General features: G+C 72.9%; 17 protein-coding genes. 12 read left to right on the top strand and 5 right to left on the bottom strand.

Annotation, left to right across the window (positions count from 1 at the left end):
- Nucleotides 1-95 precede the first annotated feature (95 nt).
- From ACIBEA_RS23435 to ACIBEA_RS23450, 4 genes are all read left to right on the top strand, one after another.
- Nucleotides 96-839, top strand: coding sequence for a ThiF family adenylyltransferase (locus ACIBEA_RS23435; RefSeq protein ID WP_399263908.1), 744 nt, complete (start codon nucleotides 96-98; stop codon nucleotides 837-839).
- A gap of 396 nt (nucleotides 840-1,235) precedes the next feature.
- Nucleotides 1,236-1,631: a phosphopantetheine-binding protein gene (locus tag ACIBEA_RS23440; protein WP_399263910.1), complete on the top strand. Its 396-nt coding sequence runs from the start codon at nucleotides 1,236-1,238 to the stop codon at nucleotides 1,629-1,631.
- Nucleotides 1,615-2,325: a 3-oxoacyl-ACP synthase III family protein gene (locus ACIBEA_RS23445; protein WP_399263912.1), complete on the top strand. Its 711-nt coding sequence runs from the start codon at nucleotides 1,615-1,617 to the stop codon at nucleotides 2,323-2,325. The genes ACIBEA_RS23440 and ACIBEA_RS23445 overlap by 17 nt, the downstream gene beginning before the upstream one ends.
- Before the next feature lie 202 nt (nucleotides 2,326-2,527).
- Nucleotides 2,528-3,895 carry an erythromycin esterase family protein gene (locus tag ACIBEA_RS23450; RefSeq protein ID WP_399263914.1) on the top strand — a complete coding sequence of 456 codons (1,368 nt, stop codon included), beginning with the start codon at nucleotides 2,528-2,530 and terminating at the stop codon, nucleotides 3,893-3,895.
- Between the two features lie 43 nt (nucleotides 3,896-3,938).
- On the opposite strand, the gene ACIBEA_RS23455 is transcribed toward ACIBEA_RS23450, so the two are convergent.
- On the bottom strand, nucleotides 3,939-4,694 hold the full coding sequence (locus ACIBEA_RS23455; protein WP_399263916.1) for an alpha/beta hydrolase: 756 nt from the start codon (nucleotides 4,692-4,694) through the stop codon (nucleotides 3,939-3,941).
- A gap of 257 nt (nucleotides 4,695-4,951) precedes the next feature.
- Between ACIBEA_RS23455 and ACIBEA_RS23460 the strand changes: the two genes are divergently transcribed.
- From ACIBEA_RS23460 to ACIBEA_RS23470, 3 genes are all read left to right on the top strand, one after another.
- Nucleotides 4,952-5,596, top strand: coding sequence for a dihydrofolate reductase family protein (locus tag ACIBEA_RS23460; protein ID WP_399263918.1), 645 nt, complete (start codon nucleotides 4,952-4,954; stop codon nucleotides 5,594-5,596).
- A 131-nt stretch (nucleotides 5,597-5,727) separates the two neighbouring features.
- Nucleotides 5,728-6,672 (top strand): AraC family transcriptional regulator, encoded by a 945-nt coding sequence (locus ACIBEA_RS23465; RefSeq protein ID WP_399263920.1) that lies wholly within the window; start codon nucleotides 5,728-5,730, stop codon nucleotides 6,670-6,672.
- A gap of 150 nt (nucleotides 6,673-6,822) precedes the next feature.
- Nucleotides 6,823-7,728, top strand: coding sequence for a carbohydrate-binding protein (locus ACIBEA_RS23470; RefSeq protein WP_399263922.1), 906 nt, complete (start codon nucleotides 6,823-6,825; stop codon nucleotides 7,726-7,728).
- Between the two features lie 46 nt (nucleotides 7,729-7,774).
- On the opposite strand, the gene ACIBEA_RS23475 is transcribed toward ACIBEA_RS23470, so the two are convergent.
- Nucleotides 7,775-8,608 (bottom strand): PIG-L family deacetylase, encoded by an 834-nt coding sequence (locus ACIBEA_RS23475; protein WP_399263924.1) that lies wholly within the window; start codon nucleotides 8,606-8,608, stop codon nucleotides 7,775-7,777.
- A 263-nt stretch (nucleotides 8,609-8,871) separates the two neighbouring features.
- Here ACIBEA_RS23475 and ACIBEA_RS23480 point away from each other — a divergent pair, with 263 nt between their 5' ends.
- From ACIBEA_RS23480 to ACIBEA_RS23500, 5 genes are all read left to right on the top strand, one after another.
- Nucleotides 8,872-8,967: a hypothetical protein gene (locus ACIBEA_RS23480; protein ID WP_399263977.1), complete on the top strand. Its 96-nt coding sequence runs from the start codon at nucleotides 8,872-8,874 to the stop codon at nucleotides 8,965-8,967.
- A 110-nt stretch (nucleotides 8,968-9,077) separates the two neighbouring features.
- The gene (locus ACIBEA_RS23485) at nucleotides 9,078-12,410 is read left to right on the top strand and encodes a lantibiotic dehydratase (protein WP_399263926.1); all 3,333 of its coding nucleotides are present in this window, start codon (nucleotides 9,078-9,080) and stop codon (nucleotides 12,408-12,410) included.
- The gene (locus tag ACIBEA_RS23490; RefSeq protein ID WP_399263929.1) at nucleotides 12,407-13,774 is read left to right on the top strand and encodes a lanthionine synthetase C family protein; all 1,368 of its coding nucleotides are present in this window, start codon (nucleotides 12,407-12,409) and stop codon (nucleotides 13,772-13,774) included. Before ACIBEA_RS23485 ends, ACIBEA_RS23490 begins: the two co-directional genes overlap by 4 nt.
- A gap of 69 nt (nucleotides 13,775-13,843) precedes the next feature.
- Nucleotides 13,844-14,440, top strand: a complete 597-nt coding sequence (locus ACIBEA_RS23495; RefSeq protein ID WP_399263931.1) for a flavoprotein — start codon at nucleotides 13,844-13,846, stop codon at nucleotides 14,438-14,440.
- 135 nt (nucleotides 14,441-14,575) lie between these two features.
- Nucleotides 14,576-15,856 (top strand): hypothetical protein, encoded by a 1,281-nt coding sequence (locus tag ACIBEA_RS23500; RefSeq protein WP_399263933.1) that lies wholly within the window; start codon nucleotides 14,576-14,578, stop codon nucleotides 15,854-15,856.
- A 78-nt stretch (nucleotides 15,857-15,934) separates the two neighbouring features.
- Here the strand turns inward: ACIBEA_RS23500 and aroA are convergent, their stop codons facing one another.
- The 3 genes from aroA to ACIBEA_RS23515 form a co-directional block, all read right to left on the bottom strand.
- On the bottom strand, nucleotides 15,935-17,248 hold the full coding sequence (aroA, locus tag ACIBEA_RS23505) for a 3-phosphoshikimate 1-carboxyvinyltransferase (protein ID WP_399263934.1): 1,314 nt from the start codon (nucleotides 17,246-17,248) through the stop codon (nucleotides 15,935-15,937).
- Nucleotides 17,249-17,422: 174 nt separating this feature from the next.
- Nucleotides 17,423-18,607, bottom strand: coding sequence for a chorismate synthase (gene aroC / locus ACIBEA_RS23510; RefSeq protein ID WP_399263936.1), 1,185 nt, complete (start codon nucleotides 18,605-18,607; stop codon nucleotides 17,423-17,425).
- Nucleotides 18,604-20,052 (bottom strand): class II 3-deoxy-7-phosphoheptulonate synthase, encoded by a 1,449-nt coding sequence (locus ACIBEA_RS23515; RefSeq protein WP_399263938.1) that lies wholly within the window; start codon nucleotides 20,050-20,052, stop codon nucleotides 18,604-18,606. Before ACIBEA_RS23515 ends, aroC begins: the two co-directional genes overlap by 4 nt.
- Nucleotides 20,053-20,788: the final 736 nt, after the last annotated feature.

The raw sequence follows: 20,788 nt of genomic DNA on the forward strand, positions 1-20,788 counted from the left end.
CGTACGCGGTGACGCGCCCGCGGACGCGTGCCGGCAGCCGGTGTTCTTCGAGCTGGGGCGCGAGCAGGACCGGCTCGGCATGCAGGCCCTGCTCGATGCTGGGACGCCGGGTGGGCGTCATCGGCCTTTCGGTCGGCAGCAGCGCCGCCCTGACCTTCGCGATGGAGGGCATCGGCGGATCGTTCAAGCTGGCCGACTTCGACTCCCTCAGCGTCTCGAACCTCAACCGCCTGCGCGCGGGCGTGCACCACCTGGGCCTCAACAAGTGCGTGCTCGCGGCCCGTCAGATGCTGGAGATCGATCCCTGGCTGGACGTCGAGGTCTTCCAGGGAGGTCTGACGGACGACACCATGGAGGAGTTCTTCACCGGCGGCGCGGGTCCGATCGATCTCCTCGTCGAGGAATGCGACACCCCGTACGTGAAGATCGCCGCCCGTGAGCACGCCCGGTCACTGGGCGTCCCCGTCGTCATGGACGCGAACGACCGCGGGCTGCTCGACGTCGAACGGTTCGACCTGGAGCCCGACCGGCCCCTCCTGCACGGCCTGCTCGGCGGGACGACCTCCCAGGACCTGGTGGACCTCACCCCCGAGGAGATGGTCGACGTCATCCTCGCCATGGTCGACCGGGAGCGCATCAGCCCCGAACTGACCGCCTCCATCGACCAGATCGGCGTCACCCTCAGCAGTTGGCCGCAGCTCGCCTCGGGCGTCGCGCTGGGCGGCGCCCTCACCGCCGATGCCGCGCGCCGCATCCTGCTGGGCCAGCCCCGGCCCTCGGGACGCTTCTATACGGACCTGGAGGTCCTCACCGCGGGCGACCGGAGCACCGTCGCGTGACCTGACGTGCGCTGACGGAGGCTGGAGTGGGGCTGGCGGGGGCTTGCGTGGGCTGGCGTGGGCTGTTCGGGGGGCGCGGGGGGCGCGAGCAGCGCACTCGTGGGGCGCACGATACGAAGATCAATTCGATCGCGTGCCCCCGGGTGACGGGCCGGAGTCGGCGCTTCCGCATCGCTACTGTGAGTACTCGCGAGCTCGTGATCAGCAGGCCGCGGCGCGCACGTGCCCCCGTCCGGAACGGGGCCGGTCACCACCAGGACCGCACGGTGCGCAGGGCCGGGGGAACCCCGGCCCGCCACGCCTGCGAGGAAACCTTTCCCCGAGCTCTGCCGAGTCACCTCCCTCCCATCACCCCACGACCGTCCTTCCCGGCCCCCGAACACGGGAAATACCACCATGACGACGCATTCCGACACCCTGCACCGGATCACGGCCATCGTGGCGGCCGTCGCCGATCGCCCCGCCGACGACATCGCCCCGGAGAGCCGACTGGTCGAGGACCTCGACCTCGACTCGCTCCAGGTCGTGGAGATCGCGGTCCGGGCCGAGGAGCAGTTCCGCACCCCCGTCGACGACGCGCTGCTCGCCGAGGAGGAGATGACCGTGGCGCGCTGCGCGCTGCGCGCAGGTCGTGGCGGAGGTGATCGCCCAGGGGATCCTCACGTGAGCGGGCAGGAACCGCCCGCCGCGTGGGGGATCCACGGACTGGGCGTCCACATCCCGCAACGCCGCGTCAGCAACGCGGACATCGCCGACCGTACGGGGTGGACCCCGAATGGATCGAGCGCATGACCGGAGTCACGCAGCGCCGGTACGCGGAACCGGCGCAGGCCACGTCCGACCTCGCCGTCGCGGCGGCCGAGCAAGCCCTCGCCGATGCCCACCTGTCCCCACGGGACATCGCGCCCTGGTCATCGGAGCCGAGGCGTTCTCCAAGTTCCAGAACCCCGCCGACCGGTCCACCGGCGTGCTGTTCGCCGACGGGGCCGGTGCGGTGGTCGTGGGCCCGGCCGCCGAGGGGAGCGGCATCCTGTGCAGCACGCAGGGAACCGACGGCTCCTTGGCGGACATCGTCGGCATTCGCGCGGGCGGCAGTGCGGAGCCGACCAGCGAGCACACCGTCTCCGAAGGCGGTCACTACCTCCACATGAACGGAAAGGCGGTCGCCGCCTATTTCCATGACGTCTTCCCGCGCATCGTCGAAACGCTCGTCCAGTTGTCCGGCCTGCCCCTGACCCAGATCGACCTGGTCGTTCCGCACCAGGCCAACCCCCGCATGCTGCGCACCCTGAGCCGGGGGCTGGACATCTCGCCCGCGCAACTCGTCGTCACGGCGGACACCTTCGGCAACACGGGCGCGGCTTCGATCCCCATGGCCCTGTACGTGGCGCGGGCCGAGGGCCGTCTCAAGCCGGAGAGCACCGTGCTCCACGCCGCGGTCGGCGCGGGGATGACCTGGGCCGGAACGGTACAGCGCTGGCTGTAGCGCGCCCAACACGGCCGGCGTCCGGACCTGTTGGAGCCGGAGGCGGGCTCCCTCGGCAGGCGACCTGGCCGCCGGGTCGGGCCCGGACCCGGGGGATAGCCCCCGGGCAAACCCGGAGGAAGCCACCAGCGTGGTCCGCGCCGGGCCTGAGCCATGATCGTTTCACCCCTCCGGGGAACGGGAACGAGCCGAGGAGTTCAGCATGACCACGCACCACGAGGCGATCGGCCGACGGAGGCTGCTCGCCGTGACGGCCGGGGTCGCCGCCACGGCCCTCCTGGCACCCAGGGCCTCGGCCGCGACCTCCACACCCGGCCCGCCGGCCCCCGCCGGGGCGAGGGAGCAACAGGCGGCGCTCCGCGCGCTGGAGCACGCCGCGCATCCCCTGCGCTCGACGGAGCCCGGCGGCAACACCATCGACCTGCGGGCGTTGGACGCCATGATCGGCGGCGCCAAGGTGGTCGGACTGGGTGAAGCGACCCACGGATCGCACGAGTTCTTCGCCATGAAGCAACGCGTCTTCAGCCACCTGGTCGAGGAGCAGGGCTTCACCACCTTCGCCCTGGAGATGAGCTGGAGCGCCGGTCTGCGGATCGACGAGTACGTCCAGGGCGGCCCCGGTGACGCCCGGCGGACGGCCAAGGAGACATTGACCGGATCTCCCTGGGAGCGCGAGGAGTTCGTCGACCTCATCGCCTGGATGCGGCGGTACAACGACCGCCACCCCGGCCGCAAGGTCCGCTTCATGGGCAACGACATCGGGGCTCCGCGGCTCGGCGACGCCGTCTTCGACCGGGTCGTCTCGTACGTCCGCGCGAACCGCCCGCAGGACGTCGCGCGCCTGGAGGCGCTGTACGCGGGCCTGCGCCCCCTGGACGACGTCTTCGCGTACCTCCGCAAGCCCGTTGCCGAACGGCGCCTCGACGCCGCCACCGCCCAGCAGGCGTTCGATCTGGTCGCCGCGTCCAAGGGGGCCGGGGACGACGCCTACGCCTGGGCCGAGCAGCACGCCCGGAGCATCGCCCAGACCTTCGCGTTCGCCTCGCTCGACCTGTCCGACCCGGCATCCGTCTCCGCCGCGCAGCACTTCCGCGACCGGGTCATGGCCGACAACACCGCCTGGTGGCACCGCCGCACCGGGGACAAGATGCTGCTCTCGGCGCACAACGGCCACGTGGGCTATCTGGCCAGCGACCCGGTGATGTACCCCACGACCCAGGGCGCCTTCCTGCGCGGGGCCCTCGGCCGGGACTACGTCGCCGCCGGCTTCACCTTCGGGCGCGGCGCGTTCCTCACCGCGACCACCCTCGGCAGCCCCTGGCGCGAGGTCGCCGTCCCCGCGGCCACTCCCGACATGCAGGAATACACCCTCGGCAGGGTGCGCTACCGCGACTACTACCTCGACCTGCGCACCCTGTCCGCCGCGGGCCGCAGCTGGCTGAGCACACCCCGCCCCACCTACGAGGCCGGCTCGTCCTTCACGAAGGACCCGCTCCCCACCCTCGCCCTCACCGGGACGTACGACGTCCTCATCCACCTCGACCGGGTCCACGCGGCCACCAGCCTCTAGAGCGCCGCGCGGCGCCACCCAGGGGGCGGCGCCGGTCACTGCACTAGCGCAGGTGCCGGGCGAAGAAACGGGCCCCGGGGTCGAGCTCGAACTGCGGGACGCCGGTGTGCCCGCCCATGTTGGCGTGCAGCGTCTTTTCCTCGGAGCTAAAGGCGTCGAAGAGGTCCAGGGCCGCCTGGCGGTCGTTGCCCTCGTCGTCCCACTGGAGCAGGACGTGCAGCGGAATGGTGACCCGCCGGGCCTCCTCGAACATGCTGGCGGGAATCAGGCTCCCGGCGAAGAAACCGGCGGCCACGATGCGCGGCTCGACGGCCGCGAGCCGGACGCCGATGGAGATGACTCCCCCCTCGTACCCGACCGGACCGCCGATCTCGGGAAGCAGCAGGACTGCGTCCAGGGCGGCCTGCCATTCCGGCACCGACTTCTCGACCAGCGGGAGGATGAGGGCGTCGATGATGTCGCCCCCGACCGGCTCGCCGGCCGCCATGGCCCGTCGCAGGTCGGCCCGCGCCCGCTCGGCGACGTCCCAACCGGGCCGGTCACCGCTGCCGGGGAGCTCGATGGTGGCCGCGGCGAAGCCGTACTCCGTCGCGTAGTGCCGAGCCCGGCCCACCAGCCGGGAATACATCCTGCGCAGTCCGAGCGGGGGGTGGCCGATCAGGATCAGCGGCGCCGGTGCGGAGGCGGGCGTGGGCGCAGGCGTGGGGGAGGGCGTCCAGAGGATGCCGGGGATCTCCCCGAGGGTGAACTCGCGTTCGAGAACGCCGTCGGCGAGGAGCTGTTCAGAAGTGAATCGCATGGTCGTGCCTTTCGGGAATGCGCGTGAACGGCGCTCCCGGACGACCTATCGCCCGACCATGACCCCGCGAGGGAGCACCCATGTCGTTACTGGTTCCACGGGTACCACCTCCTCGTCCATCGGCACGGTCACCGGAAACATAACAGCGACCGGGGCGCGCTCCAACCCGTTTTCCCGGGGCGGTCGTGGAGGTGGCGTGGCGATGAGTTTTTCCGGTCCGGACGGTCTTACCTGTGATGACGACACAGGAGGAACGCATGGCGCAGTTGCTGAGGGTCCAGAACTTCAACGTCTCCCGGGACGGGATCGGTGCGGGAGAGGACCAGACCCTGGAGCGGCCGTTCGGGCACGTGGACCCCGGGCGGTTGTTCGCCTGGGCCGGTGCCACGGCGAGCTGGCCCATGCGCACCGATCCCGGGGGCAGCAGGGGCCTGGACGACTACTTCACGCGGGACTACGCCCGCAACATCGGTGCGGAGATCATGGGCCGCAACAAGTTCGGCCCCCAGCGCGGGCCCTGGCTCGACCACGACTGGCAGGGCTGGTGGGGTCAGGAGCCGCCCTTCCACACCCCGGTGTTCGTGATGACCCACCACGCGCGCCCCTCTCTCACCCTGTCCGACACCACGTTCCACTTCGTCGACGGCGCCCCCGCCGCCGTCCTGGAACGGGCTCGGGAGGCCGCGCAGGGCAAGGACGTACGGCTCGGTGGTGGGGCGAGCACCATCCGCCAGTTCCTGGACGCCGACCTCGTCGACACCCTGCACGTGGTGGTCTCCCCGTGGGAACTCGGGACCGGCGTACGGCTGTGGGAGTCACCCGACGAGCTGCTCGACCGCTTCCACCTCGAAGTGGTTCCCAGCCCGAGCGGCGTGAGCCACCACCTGTTCTGGCGCAAGTAGCCGGTTCCGTTCGGGCGGGGGCCGGGCCGTATCGGGTGGGGCCCGGCCGTCGCCGATGGCCGGTCTGTGGTCTGGACCAATTCATCGGGCCCGTCGCAGACTGGCCCGATGAACCCGTCACGGACCACCTCGTGAGCACGCCCCGGACCGGCGAGCTGCCGCTGCACCGGCTGGAGGTCCCGCTGCCGCACCTCCTGCCCTTCGCCATCGGATCGTTCGACTCCATCGGGCCCCTCTCCCGCGCGAACTTCCCCCACCGGCACGCGTTCTACGAGATCGTGCACGTCACCGGCGGCACCGGCGCGCACGTTCTCGACCTCGTCCACCGGCCGTTGGAGCCGCCGCACCTGTGCGTGATCACGCCCGGGCAGGTCCACCACTGGGAGGCCGCCGACGGACTCACCGGCCACGTCATGCTGTTCAACGAGGACTTCCTCCTCTCCCACCCCGACGACGCCACCGCGCTGGACCAGCTGGCCGACCGGCCCTGGCTGCGCCTGCGGGACCGCCAGGACGGGATAGCGGACCTGCTCGCGGAGATGGAACGCGAGTACCGGGCCCTGCGCGAGGGGTACGCCGGGGTGCTGCGCGCCTACCTCCACATCCTGATCGTCCGGGCCCTGCGCAACTGCGAGCCGGGCCGGGAGCGGGGGCCCGCGGCAGCCGGCCGGGCCGTCGAACTCGCCGCCGCCTTCACTCGCCTGATCGCCGCCAAGGGCGGGGCGGAGTCCTCCGTGGCTTCCTGCGCGAAGGAGCTCGGGGTGTCGGCCGGCCATCTGCACACGCTGGTCAAGGCGGCCACCGGCCAGACGCCGGGCCGGTTGATCCGCCGCCGGCAGACGCTGGAGGCCAAGCGGCTGCTCGCCCGTACCGACCTCACGGTCAGGCAGGTGGCACGGGACACGGGCTTCGCCGACCCCGCGTACTTCTGCCGGTTCTTCCGGCGGGAGACCGGCCTGAGCCCCGGGGACTACCGGGCGGCGTTCGACCGGGGGACCGGGCCGACGGGTGGAGGAATTCACCACGATCCCCGGATCCCGTCCATCGCTGCCGCCGCGACGGGAACCGTAGGTTGACGCCGACGGGGCCGGGTGCCGACCGGGTGCGTGTCCCCCGACCCGGGCCGCGCCCCACCGCAGCCCGGCGTCCGGCCCCGCACCCGTCGGACCACCGACCGTCGTTTCGCCGCCCGTCCTCCCGCCCCACGCGTGTGAAGGAGCCGACCCATGCCCAGCCCCGGAGAGCAGGACACCGCCGATCCGTCCCGGTCCGCATCACCGGACGCACCCGTCCCCGCCCCTGCCGGCAGCCCGAACCGACCGAGCCGGCTGAGCCGCAAGAACTTCCTCAAGGCGGCCGCCCTCGCCACCGCCCCGCTGCTCATCGGTGGCGGCGTGGCCCTGGCCCGCGACCAGGGAGGAGCCGGCGCCGCACTCGAACTGACCCCGACCTGCGACGACGGCGACCACCCCACCGTGCCCCAGACCGAGGGCCCCTACTTCAAGCCGAACTCCCCGCTGCGCACCTCCCTGGTCACCGCCTCCACCCCCGGCACCCGGCTCACCGTCAGCGGTTACGTCTTCGGCCGGGCCTGCCGGCCGATCGAGGGCGTCCTGCTGGACTTCTGGCAGGCCGATGTGAACGGCGCCTACGACAACACCGGATTCGGGTTCCGCGGCCACCAATTCAGCGACGCCCAGGGCGTGTTCCGGCTGGCCACCATCGTGCCGGGTCTGTACCCGGGGCGCACCCGGCACATCCACGTCAAGGTCCAGGCCCCGGGGCGGCCGGTGTTGACCACCCAGCTGTACTTCCCGGGGGAGCCGCGCAACACCACGGACTCGATCTTCGACGCCCGGCTGCTGATGAACGTGCGCCAGGCCGGACCGGGGAAGGAGGGCACCTTCGACTTCGTCCTGGACGTCGCGCAGACGCCCTCGCCCTCGCCCTCGCCCACGGCGACCCCGCCCGGCCCGAGCACCCCGCCCTCCGGCACCTGGGCACCGGGAACCGCCTACCGGGCCGGTGACCGGGTCACCTACGGCTCGACGGCGTACACCTGCATCCAGGCGCACACCGCCGTGTCCGGTTGGGAGCCCCCGAACGTCCCGGCCCTGTGGCGCCGCGACTGACCGGCCTGCCCGCGCGGGCCGCCCCCGAGCGGCCCGCCCCGAGCGATCAGCGCAGGCCGGCGAAGAGGTCGGTCTCGGGCACGGGGGTGCCGGTGGTGTCCTGAACGCGCAGGAAGGTCTCGACGCCCATCAATTCGGCGAACCTCTCCTTGCCCATCCTGAGGAAGAAGATGTTCTCGCCCTGGCTGGCGTGCGCGGCCAGGGCGTCGAACTTCTGGCCGCTGTACGCGGTGGTGTCCACCCAGGTGGTGATCTCGTCGTCGGGGAGGCCGATCTCGGCCAGCGCGGCGGTCTCGGCGGGGTCCGGCGCCGGCCTGTCCCCGTGGAGCTCGCGCATGATCTCGCCGAACCGCTGCATCCCCGAGCGGGGCATCGTCGTCCAGTAGACCTTCGGGCTCAGGTCGGTGAGCTCCAGCGCCGCCATCGTGATGCGGTGGGCCTGGATGTGGTCGGGGTGTCCGTAGAAGCCGTTCTCGTCGTAGGTGACGACCACGTCGGGCCGGTAGTGCCGCATGAGGTCGGCGAGCCGGGCGGCGCCCTGCTCCACCGGCGTCTGCCAGAAGGAACCGGGGGCGTCGTTGCTCGACCATCCCATCATCCCGGAGTCGGCGTAGTCCAGCGTCTCCAGGTCGCTGATCTTCAGGACTTCGCAGCTCGCTTCGAGTTCCTTGCGGCGCAGCGCGGCGACGGCGGCCGGATCGTGCTGGGCATCACCGGGCTTGGCCCCGTCGATCCCGTCGCCGCAACCGCCGTCGGTACACGTCACGAGGACCGTGCGGATGCCTTCCGCCGCGTACCGCGCGAGGACCCCGCCCGTTCCGGTGGCCTCGTCGTCGGGATGGGCGTGCACTGCCATGAGCGTCAAGGGCCGGTCAGTCATGGGGAAGTCCTCCTGCGTCAATACGTCGTGTTCCGAACATGGTGGCTCAACCCGGTCGAGGGACGCACACGCGGGGTGGGTGAGGGGCGTCGGCCACCCCGGCCCGGTAAGCGGGGTTCGAGACTCCTTCTAGATGTGGCTGCCAGATTGGCGGTCGGACCCACACCGCTCCCCACAGAGGAGAACCAGATGCCCACGCTCGCCCCGAACTCGATGCCGAGATCGCCGCGCCGCTGACGGACCTGACCGACGACCTCTTCGACATCGACGTGCGGATCGAGGTCGACACGACGCGACCCGAGGCCGGCTTCACCAGCATCAGCTGCAGCTCCTGCCTCCAGAGCATGTGTTGGTGCTGAGGTAGGCGGCCGGCGGCCCCGGGCCGCCGGCCCCCTCGCCCGTCCCCTCGCTCCGTACCCTCCCTCACCCGCTCGTCCGATTCGCCGCCAACGTCAGGGGACCGGTCCCGATGCCGCCGAAGGCCGCGCACCGCCCGTATTTCCGCGCCGCACCCGTCGCCCTGCTGCGGGCACCGGCACGCGGCGCCCTCGAAGGGCCCGTCCGTACGTCCCCCGACGGCGCGCCCGGCAGCCGCTCGGCCTGCGAGCAGCTCCTGCGCACGGCGGCGGGCGACGCCCCGTTCATGGAGGCCCTGTACGTCGCCAGCGCCTCGCTGGCGCGGCTCGTCGAGTCGAGCACCGAGCCCGGGGGACTGGCCCCGCGCACCGACGGCCAGCTGCGCAAGGCCGCGCTGTCCGTGGTCCGTTACGAGGCCAGGATGCGCTCCCGCTGCACCCCCTTCGGGCTGTTCGCAGGGGTCGCCCCCGTACGCATCGGCACCTCGGCGAAAGTGTCCTGGCCGGAGCCCGCTTCCAGTCGCACCCGGGTGGATCTGGACTGGCTCTCCCGACTGATCTGTCAACTGGAGCTGGACGGCTCGCTGTTGCCGCACCTCACCGTGCACGCACACACCGGGGTGTTCCCGCGCGGCGGCCGGCTCGTCATGGCCACGCCCTCCAACCCCGGCACCGGCGCGGGCGACGCCGCCCGCAGCGAGGTGTCCGTACGGGTCACTCCCGTGGTCACCGCCGCCCTCGAACTGGCCTCGTCCCCGGCCGGCATCCGCGCGCGCGAGGCGATCGCCTCGCTCGAACGAAGCTTCCCCACGGCCCGGGCCGGCGCCGTCGCCGGACTCCTCGCCACACTGGTCCGGCAGGAATTCCTCGTCACGGGCCTGCGGCCGGTGCTCGACGGCAGCGATCCGCTGACCCACCTCATCGGGGTGCTCGCCGGCGCCCAGGAGTCGGCCGGCGCACCGCTCCCGGTCCTGACCGGGCTCCGGGAAGCGGCCGCGGCCCGGGACCGGGGCGACGCGGCCGCGCCCGGGGAGCGCCGCGCGGCGCTCGCCGCGCTCGAAGCCGCACTGCGCGGGCTCGGAGGGGCGCGGGAGGACGACCGGCTCGTCCACGTGGACCTGGCCCTGGGCGCCGACGTGCGGCTGCCGCAGCCCGTGGCCGACGAGGCCGCCCGCGCGGTGGACGTCCTGTGGCGCCTGTCGCCGCCGGGCCCCGGAATGCCCGCCCTCCGCTCGTACCACCGCGACTTCATCGAGCGCTACGGCACCGACCGGGTCGTCCCGGTCCTCGAACTGCTCGACGACACGGTCGGACTGGGGGCGCCCGCGGGCTACGAGTGGCCCGCCTCCTCGCGCACCGAGGATCCGCACACCGCGCCGGAGCGCGCCCGTGACCTGCTGCTCGGCCGCCTGGCCGCGGCCGCGGTCCGCGCCGGCGCCCGTGAGCAAGCCGGTGGGGGAGCCGGCGACGGGGCCCCCGAGGTGGTCCTGGACGACGACCTCGTGGCGCGGCTCATGCGCGGCGAGCCGGATCCCGCACGGCTGCCGAGGTCCTGCGAGATGTTCTGCGCGCTGGTCGCGGATTCCGAAGAGGCGCTCGACCGCGGGGACTTCCTGCTCGTCGCCGGGCCGGGCCCCGCGCCCGCCGAGGCCGGAGCGACGTTCGGCCGGTTCGCGGGGCTCACCGGCGGCATCACCGAGGAACTGGCCGCCGCCGTGCACCGGGACGTACCCGGCGCCGCACACCTCACCGTCGCGTTCCAACCGCGTACCGCACGGGCGCTCAACATCGCGAACAGCCCGCGCACCGCCGGACGCCAGGTGGCCGTCGGGCTACCGCCGGACCCGAGCGCGCACGCGGTACGGCTCGACGAGATCGGTGTCGCCGGGAACGCCGACCACCTCTACCCGGTCCACCTGCCCACCGGTCTGAGGCTGCTCCCACACACCTCGCACGCCCTCGACCTGCGCGGTCAGGCGCCCAACGCCGCCCGGTTCCTGCTGGAACTCGGCCGGGACGGCATCCGTATGTGCACCCCCTGGGACTGGGGCCCGGTCAGGACCGCTCCCTTCATGCCGCGCGTCCGCTACGGCCGCACGATCCTCTTCGCCGCGACCTGGCGCCTCGACGAACTGGCGGAGCACGCGGTCCACGGACCGGCCGCGTGGTCCGCCGCGGTGGCCCGGTGGCGCGCGCAGTGGGGCGTTCCGCGGCGGATCGTACTGAGCCGGCTCGACCACCGGCTGCGCCTCGACCTGTCCGACGCCTGGCACCTGGAGGTGCTCCGGGACGCGCTCGCCAAGGACGGCGACCTCCTCGCCACGGAGGTCCCCGGAGGCGGGGAACGCACCGGCGGCTGGCTCCGCGACCCGGACGGCGCGTCCCGGCCGGCCGAACTGGCGCTGGCCTTCACCGGCGCCGACGAACCGGTGGCGCCGCGCGCGGCACGGCCCGCGGGTCCGGCGCGCACCGCGGGTCCGGCGCGCACCGCGGGAGCGCGGTCATCGGAGGTGGGCGGCGAATGGCTCTACGCCAAGCTCTACCTCCCCGAACGGCACGTCCCCGCCTTCCTCGTCGAACGGCTCACCCCGTTCCTGGCCGGCCTGCCCGCCGAGTGCGGGGATCTCGTGGACCGGTGGTTCTTCATCCGCTACCGGGACCAGGAGGACCACCTCCGGCTGCGTTTCCACGGCCCCGCCGGGCCGCTGTGGGAGCGGCTGTTGCCCGCCCTGCGCGCCGCGGTCCGGGAGTGGACCGCAGCGGGCCTGATCGGGCGGTGCGTCCTGGACGCCTACGAGCCCGAATGGGAGCGATACGGCGGACCGCGGGCCCAGGAGGCCGCCGAAGGCTTCTTCGCCGCCGACAGCCGCGTGGCCCTGGCCCTGCCGCGCGCTGCCCGCGGCCAGGCGGCCGATGGGCTCCGGTGGGCACCGGAGACCCTCGCCGCGATGTCGATGGCCTCGATCGCCCAGGCCTTCGGCCCGCCGCCCGACCCCGCGCCCCTGCACGCCCCCGACCCCCCTCGCGCCACCGGCGGCCCGTCCGCGCGGGAACGGTACGGGCCCCAGGAGCCGGGGGCCGCCTGGCTCGCCGCCGACACGGCGGGCCACGACCTCCCGCAGGGGTTCCGGGCCGACCGGGCACAGTGGCTGCGCCTGGTCGACCCGGTCGGCGGGTGGCCCGTGCTCGGGGGAGACCCGGCCGGACGCGAGGTGCTCGCCGCGCTGAACGACCAGGCCGCCCGGCTGCGCGCGTACCGGGAGGTCCTCGACTCCCTCGCCGACGCCGGCGAGAGCTGGTCGCCGTTGCCCCGCGTGCTCGCCGGCCTCCTGCACATGACCTGCAACCGCCTGCTCGGCCCCGACCGGGACGCCGAACGGCGGGCCTACGCCGCCGCCCGCTCCTGCCTGACGGGCAACGCCGACCGAAGGAGGCACCAGCGGTGACCACGGCCACCACCCTGATCGAGTCGGCCGTCGCACGGGTGGCGGACGCACTCGCCGATCCCGAGGCACTCGTCCGGCATCGCGGCCAGCGCGGGGACCCGGTGTCGCTCGAAGGGAACGCCGGCGCGGCGCTGTTCCTCGCCGAGCTCGCCGGTCGCGATCCGGGCCGGCTGCCGGCCGCCCACGCCCAGCTCTCGGTGGCCGCGCGGGCCCTGGACGGGACGGCCTCGGCGGGGCTCTACCACGGCCCCGCCGCGGTACTGGCGGCCGCGCAGGCCTGTGCGCGACGCGGCGGGCACTATCCGCGGCTGCGCCACCAGTTGACCGAGCACCTGGCGACCCGGCGGCTGGCCCGGATCGCCGCCGCGCCGCCCCGCGCGGGGGTGGACTGGACGACGTACGACGTGATCGCCGGCGCCGCCGGCACCGGGCGGCTGCTGCTCGGCGCGGTGGCCGAAGGGGATCCCCAGGAGCGGGCCGCGGCCGAACCGGCCCTGCGGGCCACCCTCACCCGACTCACCGCCCTGTCCCGGCCGGTGACGGTCGACGGCCACCGGGTCCCCGGCTGGTGGGTGCCCGGCCCGCTCCAGGCCACCCCCGCGGACCAGGAGCTCTTCCCCCGCGGGGACTTCAATCTCGGTCTCGCCCACGGCATCGCGGGCCCGCTGGCGCTGCTCGCCCGCTGCGCCGAAGCCGGGGTCACGGTGGACGGGCAGCTCGATGCCGTCCAGCGGATGGGCCGCTGGCTCGCGGACCGGGCCGACCGCGATGCGGCCGGTCCCTACTGGGAGCCGCGGCTGGCCTTCGACGACGAAGTCGTGCGGAGCGCGGGCGGCAGTACTCCCCCCTCCGCCCACGCCGCCGCGGCCTCGGGCGGGGCATGGTGCTACGGAGCGGTGGGCATCGCGAACTCGCTCGCCGGGGCCGCCCGGCTCACCGGAGAGACCGGCTGGCACCGGCTCGCCCTCGACGCCGCCCGCGCGCTGCTGCGCCGTCCCGACACCGAGCACCACCTCAAGGGCCCCACGCTGTGCCACGGCCGGGCCGGTCTCCTCCAGGGCCTGTGGCGGCTGGGCCGGCTCACCGGGGACCGGGAACTGCTCGATCGGACCGCACCGCTGGCCGAGGAGCTGGCCGCCCTGGCGGAACCGGAGGCACCCTTCGGATTCCGTCACCTGGCACCCGTACGGTCCGACCGGGGCTGGGACCGCGCGCAGCCGCTGCGGGCCGTGGACAACGGCGGGCTCCTGGAAGGGGCGGCCGGGGTCGCGGCGACGCTCCTGTCGCTGCTGCCCGGGGGAACCGGAAGAGCCGGAGGAGTCGAGGACGGCCCGCACTGGGACCGGGTGCTGCTCCTGTCCTGACGCGCACACCCGACCGCCCGCACCTCACCCCGCACCTCGCCCCGCGCCGCCCGTACGAGGAGACCCACCATGAGTTCTGGCACCGCCACGGCACGCGACCTCGTCCCGCTGCCCCGGGGGCAGGTCCTGATGGTGGGCACGGGCGCCTTCGACGTGGTGAAGATGCCGACCTGGGTGATGTGGCTGAGGGTGACCTGCGGCTGGTCGGTACGGGTCTGCCTGACGGCGTCCGCCGATCTCCTGGTCTCCCGCCGGGCCCTGGCGGCCGCGGCCCAGGCACCGGTCAGCGGGCCCGAGTGGGACACCGAGCAGGGCCGGGTGCCGCACCAGGAGCTGGCGGAGTGGGCCGACCTGGTCCTGGTGCTGCCGGCCACCGTCAACTTCATCGGGAAGTGCGCGGCGGGCATCGCGGACGACCTCGCGCTGACCACGGTCATGAACACACTGGCTCCCGTGGTCATCGGCCCGTCGATCCCGGCCACCGCGCTGCGCCGCCCGGCGGTCCGACGGAACCTGCGCACCTTGGCGGAGGACGGCTTCCACGTGGTGCCCCCCGGAGCGGGCACCTCCGTACACGAGGGCAGGAGCACCGACGGTTGGGGGAGCGAGCTGGGGTCCGCGCTGGAGTGCGCGGCGAAGGCGTTCGCCGAGCTCCGGGAGGCCTGACGCGCGCCGCCGCCCGCGAGGGGACGGTCCGGTCCCGGCGGGCCATTGTCGCCGCGTCACCACGCGAGTACGGTGCGTCGCGGAGCTGGTGCCGGGGGGGCGTCCGCCGCCCGGACGCCCGAGGGGGAGGCATCCGTGTACGTACAGATCGGCACGACCAAGTACCCGCCCGCCGACATCGCCATCCGGCGCAAGGCGCTCGACCAACTCGGCGACGGGCTCGGCGAGGGCGGCCACGCCGCCTCGCTGGCCTTCCTCTTCGGGGTCCCGGGCAGCGCCTGGACCTTCCCGAACGAGAACGCCTTCTTACGGGCGCTCAACATCTTCGAGGCGGCGCCGATCGAGCAGCGCACCCCGCAGACCCTGCCCAACATGCTGACCGTCGCCCGCCGTCCGGCGAGCGTGCCCCTGCCCGGCGGGACCGTCACCCTGATCGGCACCCGGTACGCGAGCGCGGCCGCGCTCGCCCTGGCACCGGCCGTCACCGGCCTCCTCGCCCTCGCCGCGACCATCCGCCACGCGGGCCTGCTGGCCCTGGCGAGCGATCCGCTCAACGGCTACGCCTTCCCGACCTGGGCCGCCGCGACCACCGCCCTCGGCACCTGGAACGGCCAGGGCGCGGTCCCGCCCGCGGCGCTGGCCTTCCGGGTCCCCGTGCGACCCCCGTCGGTGCTCGTGCGCTACGACCCGTCCAGCGTGGTGACGGGGGCACAGGACATCGTCGACCATGAGCGCCGCTACACCTACGCCTGGGGCACTTGCGGGATGACGGGCGAGCACATGACGGGCCGCCTCCTCGACCTCGGCGGGGACATCCAGCGCGAGGCCGAGACGACCTACGGACAGGGGCAGGGAGCCGCGCTGCGCCAGCTCCTCCTCACCCCCGTGACGGTGCGCACCGTCTACGAGATCTTCAATCCGATGCTGCACCACTTCATCGTCGAGAAGCGCCCCTCCGACCAGGGCGCCGTCCTCCAACAGGGCTACATCGGTGCCTACACGGCCCCGTGGTGGGCGGGCCTCACCACGGAGGGGATGAGCCTGCGCAAGCCCGACGACCAAGAAGCCCTGGCGGCGATGCGCACCTACTGGGGCGGCGGGCGCACCGTCGACCTCGGGACGCTCGGCACCCGACTGGGGGCCTTCCTCGCCGAGCCCAGGATCAGCACGGTCGGCAGCACCACCGCCTGGCGCCAGCTGCCGTTCCTCCCGTCGGCGGAGCTGCCTCCGATGAACGAGCCGGCGGCGTGGGTGGTGCGCACCTGGTCGGTGGCCGATCCGCAGACCGTCTTCGACACCGTCGAAACCCGTCTGAACGGGGGCTACCCGCAGGAGTGGGTGACCCACACCGTGATGCGGGAAGCCGCGGAGTACCAGGCCCGGATCGCCGTGGTCCGCGCCTCCCTGCGCACATAGGGGGCCGGCGCCCGGGCGCGCACCTAGGCGCCCGGGGCGCCGGACGTGATGAGCACCGCCAGCGCGGCCGCGGAACACTCAAGTGCGCGGGTGGACATGCGCATCGTCGTACCTCCTGGTGGGGGGAAGGGAACGGGGGAGCGGCGCCCCGCTCCCGAACAGACGGTCGAGTTCCTCGTGGAACCCGGGGAAGGTCTTGGAAACGCACGCGGGGTCATCGAGGACGATGCCGGGGACGCGCAGGCCCAGAACGGAGAAGGACATCGCGATCCGGTGGTCACGGCGGCAGCCCAGGGCGGCGCCGGCCACAGGAGTACCCGGGTGCACGGTGATGCGGTCCTGTGAGGTCTGCGTGCGAATGCCCAACAGCGCCAGGTTCTCGGCGATCGCGGCGACGCGGTCGCACTCCTTCAACCGGGCGTGCCCGATGCCGGTGATGGTGATCGGTGCGTCGGCGAGAGGGGCGATGGCGGCGAGGGTCATGAAGGTGTCGGAGATGTCCCCCATGTCGACGGTGAACCCCCCGCGCAATGGCCCGTTCCCGGTGACCTCGATCCAGTCCCGGGTCGCGGTCACCCGGGCGCCGGCGCGCCGCAGCACGTCGACGAACGCGCTGTCGCCCTGCAGGCTGTCCGTGCCCAGGCCGCGGACCCGAACGGTGCTCGTGGTGATGGCGGCCGCCGCGAAGAGGTAACTGGCGGTGGAAGCGTCCGGTTCGATGAACAAGTCGGTGGCGGTGTATCCGCCGCTCCGCACGACGATCGTGCTGCCCTCCGCCCGGGCCCGCTGCTCGACGTCGGCGCCGAAACGACGCATCAGCGCCAGGGTCATGTCCAGGTAGGGGCGGCTGACCAGACGGGGGACGTCCACGGTGAGCCGCCCGGTCATCAGCGGGGCCGCCATGAGCATCCCGGAGAGGAACTGACTGCTCAGCCTGGAGTCCAGGGTGACCCGGCCGCCGGGCAACCCGCGTGCGGCCACCGTGAACGGCATGGCGGTGCCGTGGACCTCGGCGCCCAGGTCCGCCAGCGCGTCCAGCAACGGTCGCAGCGGGCGGGCGCGCAGCTGCTCCGAGCCGTGGAAACGGACGGTGCCCCGCCCGGTGGCCACGAACGGCGGCAGGAACCGGGCGGCGGTTCCGGCATCGGCGCACCACACGGCCGCGTCACCGTCCGGACCCGTGCCGGTGCCGGTGACCGCCCAGGCGTCCGCGTCGTCCACCACCGTCGTGCCGAGGGTCCTCAGAGCGGTGCGGAAGGAGAGGGTGTCGTCGCTGACGAGCGGCCCGACGAGGCGACTGCACCCGGGGGCGGCGGCAGCGAGCAGCAGGGACCGGTTGGTGATGCTCTTCGACCCGGGGACACGCGCCCAGACGACCTCCGCCGCGCTCACCGGGGAGCGTCCACGGATCGGTGGTGCGCCGGGGCGGGCCGGGGCGGGGCTGCTGGTCTCATGACGGAACCTTTCGGTCTGCGGAGGCGGCCACCAGCGGGCGGCGGCGATGGCCGGTCGGAGAGAGGGGGAGGCACGATCCGGCCTCGGGGAGGGCATCGGCGGGGGCGGTCCTCAGCGGACGCTCAGGTGATCGAGATAGGCGCGGTGGTTGCGGGCCGTCTCGGCCAGGCAATCCCCGCCGAACTTCTCCAGCGCGGCCCGGGCGATGACTAGCGAGGTGACCGCCTCGGCCACGACGGCCGCCGCCGGTACGGCGCAGACGTCCGAACGCTGGTGGTGCGCCACGGCCGGTTCCCCGGTCGCGACGTCGACGGAAGCCAGAGCGCGGGGGACCGTCGCGATGGGTTTCATCGCGGCACGCACGCGCAACACCTCTCCCGTACTGATGCCGCCCTCGACGCCACCCGCGCGGGCGGTACGGCGCCGCAATCCCCCGGGGCCCCGCTCGATCTCGTCGTGGGCGCGCGAACCCGGTACCCCCGCGAGGGCGAAACCGTCCCCGAACTCGACTCCCTTGATGGCTTGGATGCTCATCAACGCTCCGGCCAACCGGGCGTCGAGCCGACGGTCGTCGTGGACGTGACTGCCCAGCCCCGGAGGCAGCCCGTGGACGAGCACCTCGACGACGCCGCCGAGGGTGTCACCCTCGCGATGGGCTCGGTCCACACGAGCGACCATCGCCGCGGAGGCCGTCGGGTCGAGGCAGCGCACCGGGTCGGCGTCGACCCGCGCGGCGTCGGCGGGGCCCGGCGCCACACCATCGGGGGCCGTCGCTCCACCCAACGCCACGACGTGGCTGACGACGGTGATGTTGTAGGCCTGGTCCAGCAGGGCGCGGGCGATCTCGCCGAGGGCGACGCGCGACGCGGTCTCGCGGGCGCTCGCCCGCTCCAGGACGGGGCGGGCATCGTCGAATCCGTACTTCTGCATCCCGGCCAGGTCCGCGTGCCCGGGCCGGGGCCGGGTCAGCGGAGCGCTGCGGGCCTGGGAGGCCAGCAGCTCGGCGTCGACGGGATCGGCGGCCATCACGGTCCGCCACTTGGGCCACTCGGTGTTGGCGATGCGGACGGCGACCGGGCCGCCCTGGGTCCGCCCGTGGCGGACGCCGCCGAGGATGTCCGTCTCGTCCTGCTCGAAGGCCATCCGGGCACCCCGCCCGTACCCGAGACGGCGCCGGGCCAGGGCGTCCGTGATGGCCCGGGTGGTGATCTCCACCCCGGCCGGGAGGCCTTCGAGGACGGCGGTGAGTGCGGGGCCGTGCGACTCGCCTGCGGTGAGCCATCGCAACGTGCTCAAGGAAGGTCCCGTGTCGTGGCGCGGGGTGAGGGGGCGTACGCTCCGGCGGTTCCGGAACCGGCCGAGTCGGCCTCGGCACCGGCACGGGGCCTGACGGTGGCCCGCTCCCGGTACAGTTCGGCGACCTGGAACGCGAGGTCGAGGGACTGTTCGCGGTTCAGCCGCGGATCACAGGCCGATTCGTAACGCCGGTCCAAGTCGGTCAGCCGGATCGGGGAGCCGCCGCCGACGCACTCGGTGACGTCCTCACCGGTCAGCTCGACGTGGATGCCGCCGGGGTGGGTGCCGAGCGCGCGATGGACCTCGAAGAAGCCGCGGACCTCGTCCAGCACGTCGTCGAAGCGGCGGGTCTTGTGGCCACTGCGCGCCGCGAAGGTGTTGCCGTGCATGGGGTCGCAGATCCACGCGGGCTGGGCTCCGTGTGCACCGACCTTCGCCACCAGTTCCGGCAGGACGTCCCGGATGCCGGTGGCACCCATGCGGGTGATGAACGTGATCCTGCCGGGCTCGCGCTCGGGGTCGAGCTTGTCGATCAGGGCGAGCGCCTCGTCGGGGGTGGTGGACGGGCCGAGCTTGACGCCGATCGGGTTGCGGACCCGTGAGGCGAACTCGACGTGAGCACCGTCCAGTTGACGAGTGCGCTCGCCTATCCAGAGCAGGTGACCGGAGACGTCGTACGGCTGGCCCGTGCGCGAATCGGTACGCGTGAGGGCCGCTTCGTAGTCGAGGAGCAGCGCCTCGTGGCTGGCGAAGACCTCCGAGGAGCGGAACTCGGCCGGAGCGGCTCCACAGGCGGCCAGGAAGGCGAGTGCGGCGTCGATGTCACGGGCGAGGCTGTCGTACCGCTCTCCGATGGGGGAGTTGGCGACGAAGTCCCGGTTCCACTCGTGCACTTGGTGCAGGTCGGCATACCCGCCCGTGGTGAAGGCGCGGACCAGGTTCAGTGTGGCGGCGGACGCGTGGTACATCCGCTTGAGTCGCTCGGGGTCGGGGGTGCGGGACCGCGGGGTGAAGTCGAGGCCGTTGACCGCGTCGCCCCGGTAGGCGGGCAGCTCGACGCCGTCGCGGACCTCGGTCGGGCGCGAGCGGGGCTTGGAATACTGGCCGGCGATCCGGCCGATCTTCACCACGGGCACGGAACTCGCATAGGTCAGTACGGCGGCCATCTGGAGCAGTGTGCGGAGCTTGGCCCGGACCTGGTCGGCCGTGACGGCGTCGAAGGTCTCGGCGCAGTCGCCGCCCTGGAGGATGAAGGCCTCGCCGCGGGCGACCGCGGCGATCCGGTCGCGAAGCCGGTCGCATTCGCCGGCGAAGACGAGGGGAGGGTAGGACGACAGGTCGTGCACTGCCGCGGCGAGCGCATGTGGGTCGGGCCAGAGCGGCTGCTGCGCCGCGGGCCGCAGTCGCCAGGAATCGGATGCGGTGTCGGGTCGGTCGGTCGTCATGGTGGCTGTGTTCTCAATCGGTTTCGGTCGGAGACCATGTGTAGGTATCTCCAAGTCCGCAATCTGTATGCGAGCGAAAGGGGCAGGTGTGGAATTCCTGCATTCGTAACGCCCAAGCCAATGATCGTTGCTGTCGGAGCAGTGGTTGATTTCCGGATCTCCTGCCTGGGCAGGCGCAACTGGCCGTCGGGATGGGAATCTACCGGGAGGCGGTTTGTGGAAGAAGGGTCGAAGGTCCCATGGCTGGCCGGGGATAACGACTTCGTCCAAAAGGACTGGGTGATGGGAGGCCGGAAGGACTATCCACGAGGGGATCGCCGAGAACGGAACCTACAAACCCTTGAGTATTCGAGAGCCCGGATCCAATGAATTGCCTGGATTCAAAGACCCCGGACAAAGGTGCAAGGATCTCTGGGTCGAAAGGACCACATGGCTCTTGGGGAATTCGTTTACCGTTCACCGATTAATCGGAGGGTATGGTTGACGTCGCCGCGCAGGAACCGACCACTCGGACTCCGCGGTTCGCCGGTCCCCGCTGGGAGCCGCCCCCCGCACGGGAGTTGCCGGCCCCGCGCCCGTCCTGTCGCGCGCCTCCACATCGACCTTGGAACTCTGTGCACATGTCTCAAGCACCCCTGCCGGACCTCGCCCCGGAGCCCCTCGGCCACGGGCTCAAGCAGCGCCATCTGACCATGCTGGGCCTGGGCGGCGTGATCGGCGCCGGGCTCTTCGTCGG

This window comes from Streptomyces sp. NPDC051555 (assembly GCF_044454405.1).
Lineage (GTDB): Bacteria > Actinomycetota > Actinomycetes > Streptomycetales > Streptomycetaceae > Streptomyces.

Coding starts and splice junctions, on each gene's coding strand:
- ACIBEA_RS23485 (WP_399263926.1), top strand. CDS start 9,078: ATGCCGCCGAAGGCCGCGCACCGCCCGTATTTCCGCGCCGCACCCGTC.
- ACIBEA_RS23440 (WP_399263910.1), top strand. CDS start 1,236: ATGACGACGCATTCCGACACCCTGCACCGGATCACGGCCATCGTGGCG.
- ACIBEA_RS23455 (WP_399263916.1), bottom strand. CDS start 4,694: ATGCGATTCACTTCTGAACAGCTCCTCGCCGACGGCGTTCTCGAACGC.
- ACIBEA_RS23470 (WP_399263922.1), top strand. CDS start 6,823: ATGCCCAGCCCCGGAGAGCAGGACACCGCCGATCCGTCCCGGTCCGCA.
- ACIBEA_RS23460 (WP_399263918.1), top strand. CDS start 4,952: ATGGCGCAGTTGCTGAGGGTCCAGAACTTCAACGTCTCCCGGGACGGG.
- ACIBEA_RS23475 (WP_399263924.1), bottom strand. CDS start 8,608: ATGACTGACCGGCCCTTGACGCTCATGGCAGTGCACGCCCATCCCGAC.
- ACIBEA_RS23435 (WP_399263908.1), top strand. CDS start 96: ATGCTGGGACGCCGGGTGGGCGTCATCGGCCTTTCGGTCGGCAGCAGC.
- ACIBEA_RS23495 (WP_399263931.1), top strand. CDS start 13,844: ATGAGTTCTGGCACCGCCACGGCACGCGACCTCGTCCCGCTGCCCCGG.
- ACIBEA_RS23445 (WP_399263912.1), top strand. CDS start 1,615: ATGGATCGAGCGCATGACCGGAGTCACGCAGCGCCGGTACGCGGAACC.
- ACIBEA_RS23450 (WP_399263914.1), top strand. CDS start 2,528: ATGACCACGCACCACGAGGCGATCGGCCGACGGAGGCTGCTCGCCGTG.
- ACIBEA_RS23515 (WP_399263938.1), bottom strand. CDS start 20,052: ATGACGACCGACCGACCCGACACCGCATCCGATTCCTGGCGACTGCGG.